Source organism: Clostridium sp. M62/1 (assembly GCF_020736365.1).
Classification (GTDB): Bacteria; Bacillota; Clostridia; order Lachnospirales; family Lachnospiraceae; genus Otoolea; species Otoolea saccharolyticum_A.
In genome coordinates, this window is record NZ_CP085988.1 from 1,593,647 (window position 1) to 1,606,088 (window position 12,442).

A 12,442-nucleotide genomic window follows, 5' to 3' on the forward strand; every position below is an offset into this window, starting at 1 on the left:
CAGATGGAAACAGGCAGCAGACCCATCCCTCTGGAGCTCTATATCCACATCCCCTTCTGTATCCGCAAATGCGCCTACTGCGATTTCCTGTCCTTTCCGGCAGGGGAGGAGGAGAGAAGCCTCTACGTGGAACAGCTGGCGAGGGAGATTGAGGAGGCGGGTGCCGCTTTCGGTGAATATGTGGCAGAGACGGTATTTATCGGAGGCGGCACCCCCTCTGTGCTTGAAGGTGCGCAGATCGGAAGGATTATGGATGCTATGAGGGAGAGCTTTCATTTATCTGAGGAAGCAGAAATTACCATGGAGGTAAACCCTGGCACGGCCAGTCCCGAAAAGCTGAGAAGCTGGCGCCGTTCAGGCATCAACCGCCTGAGCCTGGGGCTTCAGTCTGCACAGAACCGGGAGCTCAGATACCTGGGAAGGATTCACACGGCGGAGGATTTTCTGGAGAGCTTTCATGCAGCCAGAGAGGCAGGCTTTGAGAATATCAATGTGGATCTCATGTCCGCCCTCCCCGGCCAGACAGAGGAGGCCTGGGAGGACACCCTGAAAAAGGTGCTGTCCCTAATGCCGGAGCATATCTCAGCCTACAGTCTGATTATTGAAGAGGGGACCCCGTTTTACGAGAAGTACGGAACAGAGGGGATGGAAAGAAAGGGGAAGGCCCGGGCTCGGGCGGATTTGCCGCCCCTGCCGGACGAGGATACGGAGCGAAGCATGTACGAGGCCACAGAGCGGATCCTGAGTGAGGCAGGATATCACCGCTATGAGATTTCCAACTACGCAAGGCCGGGATTTGAGTGCCGCCACAACAGAGGATACTGGACAGGCACAGAGTATCTGGGGCTTGGACTGGGAGCTTCTTCCTACATAATAAGAAACCGGGAAGCAGACCTGGGAGGCTGTCCGGACGAAGCCGGCCTTCTGGCGCTTTCCGGAGCGGAGCGATTTTTAAATACCCCGGATATGGGGAAATACCTGGCATATTCCAGGGAGGACTTCAGGGCGGGAAGGCATACAGAGGGAAGAGACCGCCTCACCTGGAAGGACAGGATGGAGGAGTTTATGTTCCTGGGGCTCAGGCTCACAGAAGGGGTGGCAGAACAGGAATTTGAACACCGGTTTGGCTGTCCCATCAGGCAGGTTTATGGGAAGGCACTGGAAGAGTGCGTTCGGGAAGGGCTGATGGAGTATGTGCACGATCCCGCCTGCAGCGGGAGCGTGAGCCCGAACGGCCTGGTTCAGACTCAGGGCAAGGAGGCCCTGGACAGCCGGTGGCGCCTGACAGGCAGAGGCGTGGATGTGAGCAACTGGGTGCTGGCAAAATTCCTCATAGATGAAAAGGCGTAGCTGTTGTCGGACCATGTCTGGTGTGCTATCATGTAAAACAGTGAAGGCAGGCGGACATGGTGAGAGCCAGGGAATAAAGAAGAGAGAAGCCGGCAGGAGCAATAGACCGGCCAGACAGAGAGCTGCATCTGCAGGAACATACAGAAAATATATGACATAAGAGCCGGAGCAGAGCCTGTGCAGCATCTGCCCTGATCTGCACTCCGGCCATACTGGGAGGAAAAAATGGAAATTTCACTGACACAATATCTGATCGTCTGTCCCCTTGTATTTCTGGCAGGCCTGATGGATTCAATCGCAGGCGGAGGGGGACTTATCTCACTCCCAGCCTTTATGATAGCCGGAATCCCGGCACACCTTTCTCTGGGAAGCAATAAGATGTGCTCTGTGATGGGAACGGTTGTCTCCACAGCCAGATTCGCAAAAAACGGGTTTATCAATTTTAAAACTTCCATCTGGTTTGCCGCCGCAGCCCTGATTGGCTCTTCCATCGGCTCCCATCTTGTGCTCCTGGTGAGCGAGGGAGTGATCGAAAAGCTGATGCTTGTCATCCTGCCGATTGTGGCTGTCTACGTGCTCTGGAACAAGAATCTGGGAGATGACTCCAAGGCGGGGACTCTCTCCAAGGGGAAGATGTTTGCCATCAGCATGGCAGCGGCTCTGATTGTGGGAGCCTACGACGGATTCTACGGGCCGGGCACGGGAACCTTTCTGATCCTGATTTTAACCGGGGCAGCCCGCTACACCATGAAGGAGGCTGCGGGGACGACGAAGGTGATCAATCTGGCTTCCAATGCGGCAGCCTTTGCCACCTTCCTTCTGAACGGAAAGGTGCTGATTTCCCTTGGATTTGTGTCCGGCCTGTTCTGCATACTGGGACACTACATCGGCTCCGGCCTGGTACTCACAAACGGGAAAAAGATTGTGCGCCCGGTGGTTCTCATCGTGCTGGCGATCCTGTTTGTGAAGGTTCTGATGGGATAGCGGGACTGTGCCCGGCAGCCCGGACGGCTGCCGCAAAGAGAGAGCCGGACGGCCTCCATATGAGGGCCGCTCAGTCTTGGAATGGGACAGGCTGAGAAAAAGATAGTTTAAGAATGAAACAGTCTGAGAATAAAACAGACTCAAAATAAGAAAGACTCAGAATCAGAAAGTCTGAGCATGGGACAGATTCGGAAAAACGACAGAGAGGAAAGCAGGAGAAACGGAGGTAACTGCAGATGAAATGGAAAAAATTTACGCTGACCACCACCACAGAGGCAGTGGATCTGGTCAGCAGCATGTTTGATGAGATCGGAATTGAGGGAATCGAGATTGAGGACAATGTGCCTCTGACAGAGAAGGAGACGAAGGGAATGTTTATCGACATTCTCCCGGAGCTTCCGCCGGACGACGGGACAGCGAAGGTCAGCTTCTATCTGGATGACGATGCGGACACGGAAAGTATTCTCGGACAGGTGAGGGAAGGGCTTGAGGAGCTTAAGCTGTTTGTAAACCTGGGAGCCTGTACCATTGAGGAGTCGGAGACGGAGGACAAGGACTGGATTAACAACTGGAAGCAGTATTTTAAGCCCTTCACTGTGGACGACATTCTGATCAAGCCTACCTGGGAGGAGATCCCAAAGGAGCATGAGGACAAGCTGCTGATCCAGATCGATCCGGGAACCGCCTTCGGTACGGGAATGCATGAGACAACCCAGCTGTGTATCCGCCAGCTGAAGAAATATGTGACTCCCGAGACCAGACTTCTGGATGTGGGAACCGGAAGCGGAATCCTTGGAATTACAGCCTTAAAGCTGGGAGCCAGGGAAGTGTTCGGAACCGATCTGGACGAAAACGCCATTGTGGCAGTAGGTGAAAACCTGGAGGCAAACGGAATCGGGGAGGGACGATTTACCGTGGTCCAGGGAAACATCATTGACGATAAGGAGATACAGGACAAAGCCGGCTACGAGTGCTATGACGTGGCAGTGGCCAATATTCTGGCAGATGTGATCATCCTGCTTCAGAAGGAAATCCCGGTTCACATCAAAAAGGGCGGCATCTTTATCACATCGGGTATCATTAACATGAAGGAGCAGGCTGTGAGGGAGGCATTTGCGGCCAATGACTCCTTTGAGGTTTTAGAGGTAACCTACCAGGGAGAGTGGGTCAGCGTGACTGCAAGGAGAGTAAAATAAGAGGGGTTTTAAGGGCGCATGTATCATTTTTTTGTTGACAGATCCCAGATCCATCCGGAACACATCACCATTACAGGGCCGGATGTCAACCATATCAGGAATGTCCTGCGGATGAAGACCGGAGAGCAGGTATTAATCAGCAACGGAGAGGACCGGGATTATCTCTGCCGTCTGTCCCGGATCGATCCGGATGAGGTGGAGGCAGAGATTATCCGGGAAAAAGAGGAGACAACAGAGCTTCCCGCCAGAGTCTGCCTGTTTCAGGGGCTTCCAAAGGGAGATAAGATGGAGCTGATCATTCAGAAGGCAGTGGAGCTTGGAGCCTATCAGATTATCCCTGTGGCTTCCAAGCGGGCGGTGGTAAAGCTGGATAAGAAGAAGGAGGAGGCAAAGCTCAGACGGTGGAATGCCATTTCGGAGAGTGCGGCCAAGCAGTCTAAGAGACGCATCATCCCCCAGATCGCACCGGTTATGGAGTTTCGGGAAGCGCTCTCGGCTGTCTCCGGATTCGACCTGGCCTGCATCCCCTATGAGTGTGAGTCGGGCATGGAGGCTGTCAGGAAATTTGTGGGTCAGGCTGACGCCGGGCAGAGGATTGCCGTATTCATCGGGCCGGAGGGAGGCTTTGAGGAGGCAGAAGTCGAGGCGGCTGTCCAGGCAGGGGTCGTGCCGGTGAGCCTTGGAAAGCGGATTCTGAGGACAGAGACGGCAGGACTGTGCATGCTGTCTGTGCTGGCATTTAAGCTGGAGGGCGGAATTTAGGAGAGACATACGGTGGAGGGCAGACGCAGTGTCCGCTGCACCGGGGAAGAAAAGGAGCAGAGAATGGAAGCATATTTTGATAATTCGGCGACCACGAAGGTATTCGACTGTGTGAAGGATGCGGTGGTTCATGCCATGACAGAGGATTACGGGAATGCAGCCGCCCGCCATATGAAGGGCGTGGAGGCAGAGAGGCTGATAAAGGAAGCCAGGGCAGAAATTGCCAGGTCCCTGAAGGTTCAGGAAAAAGAGATTCTGTTTACCTCCGGCGGTACAGAGTCCAACAATACGGCTCTGATCGGGACAGCCCTTGCCAACCAGAGGGCGGGAAAGCACCTGATCACCACGGCAGTGGAGCATGCGTCCATCTATAACACCATGGAATTTCTGAGAGAGCAGGGATTTGAGATCACCTATCTTCCGGTGGATTCCTACGGCTGCATTTCCCTGGATGAGCTGCGGGATGCGGTGAGAGAGGACACGATTCTGGTATCAGTCATGTATGTCAACAATGAGATCGGAGCCGTGGAGCCGGTGGAGGAGATCTCACGGGTGATCAGGGAAAAGAATCCCAGAACCCTGTTCCATGTAGACGCCATCCAGGCCTATGGAAAGTATGTGATCCGCCCCAAAAAGCAGGGGATTGACCTTTTGTCGGTCAGCGGGCACAAGATTCACGGCCCCAAGGGCGTGGGATTTTTGTATATCGATGAGAGAGTAAAAATCCGTCCTCTTCTCTACGGAGGCGGGCAGCAGAAGGGGATGCGTTCCGGAACGGAGAATGTGCCGGGCTGTGCCGGACTGGGAGCGGCCGTAAAGGAGGTCTACACGGATCACGAGGCCAAGATTGAACGGCTCTATGGCCTCAGGGAGCGCATGATCGAGGGATTAAAGGCTCTGCCTGGCGTTACCATAAACGGCCATGAGGGACGGGAGAATGCTCCTCAGATCGTGAGCGCCAGCTTCGAGGGCGTGAGAAGCGAGGTGCTGCTCCACGCGCTGGAGGAAAAGGGGATCTACGTTTCCTCCGGCTCCGCCTGCTCCGTCAACCATCCCGGAGTCAGCGGAACCCTCAGGGGAATCGGAGTGAAAAAAGAGCTTCTCGACTCCACGATCCGTTTCAGCTTCGGCCTGTTCAACACGCCGGAGGAGGTAGATTACTGTCTGGAGGTTCTTGCAGAACTTCTCCCGGTGCTCAGAAGATACAGAGCCAGGTAGGAAGGCGCAGGAGCCTTGCCTGAGGCACAGAGAAAACAAAAAGAGAGGAATCAGAATGTTTCAGTCATTTTTAATTAAATATGCCGAGATTGGCTTAAAGGGAAAAAACCGATATGTGTTCGAGGATGCGCTGATGAAACACATCCGCCGCTCCTTAAAGGGATTAGACGGCGAGTTTACGGTATCAAAAGAGTCAGGGCGCATCTATGTGGAAGCTCAGACCGCATTTGACTATGACGAGGTTGTGGAGGCCCTCCAGAGAGTGTTTGGAATTGCAGCCATCTGTCCGATGATGCGGGTGGAGGATCTGGGCTTTGAGGAGCTGAAAAACCAGGTGATCTCCTACATCAGAGAGGTCTATCCGGAGCAGAACTTTACCTTCAAGGTAAACTGCCGCCGTGCCAACAAGCAGTATCCGGTGCGCTCAGAGGAGATGAACCGGGAGCTTGGAGCCGTGATCCTGGACGCTTTTCCAGAGACGAAGGTAGATGTCCACAATCCCCAGGTACTCTTAAATGTGGAGGTCAGAAGCAAGATAAACCTGTACTCCCTGGTGATTCCGGGCCCCGGCGGTATGCCTGTAGGGACCAACGGAAAGGCCATGCTCCTGCTTTCAGGAGGAATCGACAGTCCGGTGGCAGGCTATATGATCGCCAAACGAGGCGTTATTATTGAAGCTACCTATTTCCATGCGCCGCCTTACACCAGCGAGAGAGCAAAGCAGAAGGTCATTGACCTGGCAAAGATCGTGGCCAGATATTCCGGCCCCATTAAGCTCCATGTGGTAAACTTTACGGACATTCAGCTCTACATTTACGACAAGTGTCCTCATGAGGAGCTGACGATTATCATGCGCCGCTATATGATGAAGATCGCCGAGGAGATTGCGAAAAAGGATGAGTGCCTGGGACTGATCACAGGGGAGAGCATCGGTCAGGTGGCCTCCCAGACGGTTCACTCTCTGGCAGTTACAAACGAGGTCTGCACCCTCCCTGTATTCCGTCCGGTAATCGGATTTGACAAACAGGATATTGTGGACATCTCCCAGAAAATCGGCACCTTTGAGACTTCGATCCAGCCATACGAGGACTGCTGCACCATCTTCGTGGCCAAGCATCCGGTGACAAAGCCGAACCTGGATGTCATCCGCCGCTCCGAGACAAAGCTCTCAGAGGAGATCGACGGGATGGTGAAGAAGGCTGTGGATACCGCGGAAGTAATCTGGTGCTAAAGGACGAACAGAAGACGAAACGCCGGGCCCTGTCACGGATGTAAGGTGTCAGGGCAGCGGCGGTATATAAAAGGCTCCTCTGCCTGTGCAGAGGAGCCTTAAATTGAAATGTAACTGTTTTCTGAATTCTTTTATGAGGGATATCTGCAGAAATCTGATACCGGGAAAAGCAGGTGCTTTACCTGTATCCATCAATTTGTTCCTGCAATTTATTCTACAATATAAGGAGCCAGAACGGTGAGGATTTCGTCAACCTGGGACTCAGAGTGGATGTTTAAGTCGATCGGCTTGGAGAGATCCAGACTGAAAATACCCATAATAGACTTTGCATCAATCACGTATCTTCCGGATACGAGATCAAAATCTACGTCAAATTTTGCTAAATCGTTGACAAAAGATTTAACTTTATCGATAGAATTTAAAGAAATGCGAACTGTTTTCATTGTAAAAACCTCCTCTGGCTCATATGTGCCGTCTGTTTTATTTTTGGCTTGATAACCCTGTTTCTATACTACAAATATAACAGGGAAAAGTCAAGTGTGAGATTGAGGGAAATGTGTAAAGAAATATGCAAAACTGTTTAAAGAATCTGTATGGTTCAGGGAGGGAGGAAACAGATGAAGGGAAGAGAGGGGGACAGCAGCCCGGAACCCCTCAAACATGGTAAAATCTCAATTTCATATGGACTTTCTTCTGCACAGCTGGTAAAATAATCAGAACTGTCAGAAGAGAGTAAAGCTTCCCGGATATGCGGGGAGCCAGAGACGGCAAGAGCGCGGAATCAGAATGATTGTGTTCCGATACAGTGAAAGATAGAATGAAGCTACAGAAAGGAAGCGTAAAAATGAGAAAAGCCGCCCTTCACAATTTGGGATGTAAGGTAAATGCTTATGAAACAGAGGCCATGCAGCAGATGCTTGAGGATGCAGGGTATGAGATTGTCCCCTTCCGGGAGGGGGCAGATGTGTATGTGATTAATACCTGCTCTGTCACAAATGTGGCAGATAAAAAGTCCAGGCAGATGCTCCACCGGGCTAAGAAGATGAATCCCTCAGCAGTGGTTGTGGCAGCAGGCTGCTACGTGCAGGCAGCAGGGGAAGAGCTGAAAAAGGATGAGGCAGTCGACCTTGTGATTGGGAACAACAGGAAAAAGGACCTGGTGGAGGTATTAGAGCGGTATTTTAATGAGCACGAAGGGACAGACGACATCATCGATATTGGAAAGACCAGTGAATATGAGAAGCTGCATATCAGAAAGATCGCCGATCACACGAGAGCCTTTATCAAGGTTCAGGACGGCTGCAACCAGTTCTGCAGCTACTGTATTATTCCATATACAAGAGGCCGCGTAAGGAGCCGTTCCATGGAGGATGTGGTGCAGGAGGTGGAGGCGCTGGCAGCCTCAGGATATAAGGAAATCGTGCTGACAGGCATCCATTTAAGCTCCTACGGGGCAGACTTTAAGAGGACGGCAGAGAATCCGGAGGCTGCGGCGGATCTGCTGTCTCTGATTGTCCGCCTTGACAGGATACCGGGAATCGAGAGAATCCGTCTGGGCTCTCTGGAACCCCGCATCATCACGGACGAGTTTGCAGAGACGCTTGCTGGACTGAAATCCTTCTGTCCCCATTTTCACCTCTCCCTTCAGAGCGGATGCAATGAGACCTTAAAGCGTATGAACCGCCACTATACCACAGAGGATTACGAAGCCCGCTGTGAAATTCTGAGAAGATACTTTCATAACCCGGCAATCACCACAGATGTGATTGTGGGCTTCCCCCAGGAAACAGAGGAAGAGTTTGAGGAGACAAGGCAGTTTTTAAAGAGAATTCATTTTTACGAAATGCACATCTTTAAATATTCCAGGCGCGAGGGGACAAGGGCCGCTGTCATGGAAGGTCAGGTGCCGGAGCCAAAGAAGGCAGAAAGGAGCGACATTCTGCTTGCTCTGGAGGAACAGATGTCCCTGGAATACCGCAGAACATTTCTTGGAAAGGAAGAGGAAGTGCTCCTGGAAGAGAGAATCTCAGTGGACGGGGAGGACTACATGGTGGGCCATACCCGCCAGTATGTGAAAGCTGTGGTACCCTACAGAGAGGGCCTTAAAAATGTGACGGTCCGCGGCGTCATGGAGCGCATGGTGACGGATGAAATCCTGTTTCTCAGGGAAAAATAGGAAAAAACAGGGATGTCTTTTGTATCCGATCTGCACTGAGCTTTGCCAAATCTTTCCCTCTCAGGGAAGGAGTTGTCAAAAAATTAAGAAAGATTTTTCTTGCCGAATGGAATATTTTGGGTTAGAATAAATGAGAGTAGTTAAAGGACGTGAGTGATAACCATGGGTGATATGAGAAATACACAGTTTTTTAAAACAGTACAGGATGATACAAAGCTGGAAGTGAGCCAGGTTCTTGAGCAGGTGTACCGCGCGCTGACGGAGAAGGGGTACAATCCCATCAACCAGATTGTGGGATATATCATGTCGGGAGATCCGACCTACATTACCAGCCATAAGAGCGCCAGAAGCCTGATTATGAAGGTAGAACGTGACGAAATTCTGGAAGAGCTGATGAAGAATTACGTGGAGACACGTCTGCGCTGATATATGTTTGAATCCAGAGACGGGATACAGGACGGGCAGGGATGGAGACCCAGTCCTGTGACTTTTGGCACAGAGAGGGAGCCGGTGCGCCGGATTGCTCTCACAGGAGAGATCTGCCCTGTCCCCTCGGCCTGGCAGTGTGCAGGGAAATCTGCCCGTTTTTTGTATCACAGGAAATTCCTCCGAATTTCCTGTGATACAAAAAGCCCTCCGGGCAGGATCGCACTGCGGCGGAGAGGAAGATGGTTGCGTCTGCAGCCCCGCCGCAGGCGGAGAATCTTGCAGAGCAAGATTCTTTGTTCAATGAGGGCGGCGCAGGCAGAAGAGGAGCGTACGTGAAGACAGAGTTCAAAACACCGGGCGATAGCCTAAGATGCAAAGAAAACTCCGGCGTATGCAGTGTACGGCAGAAAATAAAACAGGGAAGAGCAGGACAGTTGGCACCATGCCAGCTTGTTTTGTTATGGAGAAATATCAAATGAGAATTATGGGACTGGATTTTGGATCCAAGACTACAGGCGTGGCAGTCAGCGATCCCCTCGGTCTTACGGCCCAGGGCTTGGAGACCATTGTCAGGAAGGATGAGAATAAGCTGCGCCAGACCTGCGCGAGAATCGAGGAGCTGATCGAGGAATACCAGATTGAGGCCATCGTTTTAGGGTATCCTAAGAATATGAACAATACGGCAGGAGAGCGGGCGGAAAAGACAGAGAGCTTTAAGGAAATGCTGGAGCGGCGCACCGGAAAGCCAGTCATCCTGTGGGACGAGCGTCTGACTACCATCGCAGCAGAGCGCATGCTGATGGAAAGCGGCGTCCGCAGGGAAAACAGAAAGGCCGTGATCGACAAGGTGGCCGCTGCGCTGATTCTGCAGGGGTATCTCGACTCACAGAGACAGTAGGAAAAAGGGCCGGCAGACTGTAAAGAGAGCCGCAGGAGCTGAAACTCAGAATTTCAGAGCCGGGCCGGAAGAAAAAACGGAAAAATAAGAAACTTGAAAAATAAGGAAATCTGAAAAAACGGAAAGTCAGGGAGATAAGATGGAAAATATGTTTGATAAAATAGATGAGATTGAGAACAAGATCACGCTTCAGTCAGAAGAGGGGGAACCCATCGATTTTTATGTTCTTGAGGAAACAAAATTAAACGGGGAGAATTTCCTGTTAGTGACAGATTCTAAAGAGGGGGACGGAGACTGTTACCTTCTTAAGGATAAATCAAAACCAGAGGACGCCGAGGCGGTATATGAATTTGTAGAGGAGGACGGCGAGCTTGACTACCTCTCGAGAATTTTTAATGAACTGATGGGCGACATGGGAATTGAGATTGAATAAGACAGCGGAGGTGTAATTTATTTGAAAAAGGACACGAAAAACAACAAGGTAAAAATTATTCCTCTCGGAGGCCTGGAGCAGATCGGAATGAACATGACGGCCTTCGAGTACGAGGACAGTATTATTGTAGTGGACTGCGGACTTGCCTTCCCGAGCGATGATATGCTGGGAATTGACCTGGTAATTCCGGATGTCACCTACCTGAAAAACAATATTGACAAGGTGAAGGGTTTTGTGATCACGCACGGACATGAGGATCACATCGGCGCCCTGCCCTATGTGCTGAAGGATGTTCCGGCGCCGGTATACGGGACGAAGCTGACTATCGGGCTGATTGAGCATAAACTGAAAGAGCACAATATGCTGCGCACCATTAAGAGAAAGGTGGTTAAACACGGACAGTCCATCAATCTGGGATGCTTCCGCGTGGAGTTCGTAAAGACCAATCACAGTATCGTGGATGCATCCGCGCTGGCTATTTTCACACCGGCGGGCATCATCGTCCACACGGGAGACTTCAAGATCGACTATACGCCTGTATTCGGAGAGCCGGCTGACCTTCAGAGGTTTGCGGAGCTTGGAAAGAAGGGCGTTCTGGCGCTCATGTGCGACAGCACCAATGCGATCCGCCCGGGCTTTACCATGTCGGAGCGCACAGTAGGCAAAACCTTTGACGCGATCTTTGCGGAGCATCAGAATAACCGCATCATCGTGGCGACCTTCGCTTCCAACGTGGACCGTGTACAGCAGATTATCAGCTCTGCCTGCAAATACGGCAGGAAGGTGGTGATCGAGGGCCGAAGCATGGTCAATGTGATCGGGACAGCCAGCGAGCTGGGCTACATTGACATACCGGAGGGAACGCTGATTGACATCGAGCATCTGAAAAATTACAGACCAGAGGATACGGTTCTGATTACCACAGGAAGCCAGGGCGAGTCCATGGCTGCCCTTTCCAGAATGGCGGCAAACCTCCACAGAAAGGTTTCCATTATGCCGGGGGATGTGGTGATCTTAAGCTCCACACCGATTCCGGGCAACGAGAAGGCCGTATCCAGAGTGATCAACGAGCTGTCCATGAAGGGGGCAGAGGTGATCAACCAGGATACCCACGTTTCAGGACATGCCTGTCAGGAGGAGATCAAGCTCATCTACTCCCTGGTGCGTCCGAAGTTTGCGATCCCGGTTCACGGCGAGTACCGCCATCTGATGGCCCAGAAGAAGCTGGCCGAGTCTATGGGAATTCCCAAGGAGAACGTGATTATCATGTCCTCCGGCGATGTGATAGAGATCGGAGAAGAGGGATATAAGACGGTTGATCACGTGCAGGCAGGCGGAATCCTGGTGGACGGACTGGGAATCGGCGATGTGGGCAATATTGTCCTGAGAGACCGCCAGAATCTGGCGCAGAACGGCATCATTGTGGTTGTGCTGACCCTGGAAAAATACAGCAATCAGCTTCTCGCAGGGCCTGATATCGTCTCAAGAGGCTTTGTCTATGTGAGAGAGTCTGAGGACCTGATGGACGAGGCCCAGGCAGTTGTGGACGCAGCTGTCCAGGACTGCTTAAAGCGCCATGTAAGCGACTGGGGCAAGATTAAGAATATTATCCGCGACAGCTTAAGTGATTTCCTCTGGAAGAGAATGAAGAGAAATCCGATGATCCTTCCGATTATCATGGAAGTATAGGCGTCTGTAGGAATTGCCGTGCAAAAGACAGCCGGAGCACCGCAGCGGGCTGTGATTAGACAGCCGGGCGGGACTG

General features: G+C 51.9%; 12 protein-coding genes. 11 read left to right on the top strand and 1 reads right to left on the bottom strand.

The genetic code is table 11. The features are described 5' to 3' along the window. Positions 1-3: 3 nt before the first annotated feature. The 6 genes from hemW (at position 4) to thiI (ending at position 6,741) form a co-directional block, all read left to right on the top strand. A complete protein-coding gene (gene hemW / locus LK436_RS07630; RefSeq protein ID WP_044930751.1) occupies positions 4-1,350 on the top strand; it encodes a radical SAM family heme chaperone HemW in 1,347 nt (448 codons plus the stop codon). 225 nt (positions 1,351-1,575) lie between these two features. Further along, positions 1,576-2,334 carry a TSUP family transporter gene (locus LK436_RS07635; RefSeq protein ID WP_008395851.1) on the top strand — a complete coding sequence of 253 codons (759 nt, stop codon included), beginning with the start codon at positions 1,576-1,578 and terminating at the stop codon, positions 2,332-2,334. A 236-nt stretch (positions 2,335-2,570) separates the two neighbouring features. After that, positions 2,571-3,530 carry a 50S ribosomal protein L11 methyltransferase gene (gene prmA, locus LK436_RS07640; RefSeq protein WP_008395850.1) on the top strand — a complete coding sequence of 320 codons (960 nt, stop codon included), beginning with the start codon at positions 2,571-2,573 and terminating at the stop codon, positions 3,528-3,530. 18 nt (positions 3,531-3,548) lie between these two features. Further along, the gene (locus LK436_RS07645) at positions 3,549-4,292 is read left to right on the top strand and encodes a 16S rRNA (uracil(1498)-N(3))-methyltransferase (protein ID WP_008395849.1); all 744 of its coding nucleotides are present in this window, start codon (positions 3,549-3,551) and stop codon (positions 4,290-4,292) included. Between the two features lie 63 nt (positions 4,293-4,355). Next, positions 4,356-5,510: a cysteine desulfurase family protein gene (locus LK436_RS07650; RefSeq protein ID WP_008395848.1), complete on the top strand. Its 1,155-nt coding sequence runs from the start codon at positions 4,356-4,358 to the stop codon at positions 5,508-5,510. A gap of 55 nt (positions 5,511-5,565) precedes the next feature. Beyond that, positions 5,566-6,741: a tRNA uracil 4-sulfurtransferase ThiI gene (gene thiI, locus LK436_RS07655; RefSeq protein WP_008395847.1), complete on the top strand. Its 1,176-nt coding sequence runs from the start codon at positions 5,566-5,568 to the stop codon at positions 6,739-6,741. A 209-nt stretch (positions 6,742-6,950) separates the two neighbouring features. Here thiI and LK436_RS07660 read toward each other — a convergent pair whose 3' ends face one another. Continuing rightward, complete coding sequence (locus LK436_RS07660; protein ID WP_008395845.1) at positions 6,951-7,184, bottom strand: HPr family phosphocarrier protein; 234 nt, start codon at positions 7,182-7,184, stop codon at positions 6,951-6,953. Between the two features lie 401 nt (positions 7,185-7,585). On the opposite strand from LK436_RS07660, the gene mtaB reads away from it, so the two are divergent. The 5 genes from mtaB to LK436_RS07685 all read left to right on the top strand — a co-directional run bounded on the left by mtaB (position 7,586) and on the right by LK436_RS07685 (position 12,366). Next, positions 7,586-8,917, top strand: coding sequence for a tRNA (N(6)-L-threonylcarbamoyladenosine(37)-C(2))-methylthiotransferase MtaB (gene mtaB / locus LK436_RS07665; protein WP_015574409.1), 1,332 nt, complete (start codon positions 7,586-7,588; stop codon positions 8,915-8,917). 162 nt (positions 8,918-9,079) lie between these two features. Beyond that, complete coding sequence (locus LK436_RS07670; RefSeq protein ID WP_008395841.1) at positions 9,080-9,343, top strand: IreB family regulatory phosphoprotein; 264 nt, start codon at positions 9,080-9,082, stop codon at positions 9,341-9,343. 478 nt (positions 9,344-9,821) lie between these two features. Continuing rightward, the gene (ruvX, locus tag LK436_RS07675; protein ID WP_015574411.1) at positions 9,822-10,244 is read left to right on the top strand and encodes a Holliday junction resolvase RuvX; all 423 of its coding nucleotides are present in this window, start codon (positions 9,822-9,824) and stop codon (positions 10,242-10,244) included. A gap of 148 nt (positions 10,245-10,392) precedes the next feature. Further along, positions 10,393-10,677, top strand: a complete 285-nt coding sequence (locus LK436_RS07680; RefSeq protein WP_373131305.1) for a DUF1292 domain-containing protein — start codon at positions 10,393-10,395, stop codon at positions 10,675-10,677. A 21-nt stretch (positions 10,678-10,698) separates the two neighbouring features. Then, on the top strand, positions 10,699-12,366 hold the full coding sequence (locus LK436_RS07685; protein ID WP_008395837.1) for a ribonuclease J: 1,668 nt from the start codon (positions 10,699-10,701) through the stop codon (positions 12,364-12,366). Positions 12,367-12,442: the final 76 nt, after the last annotated feature.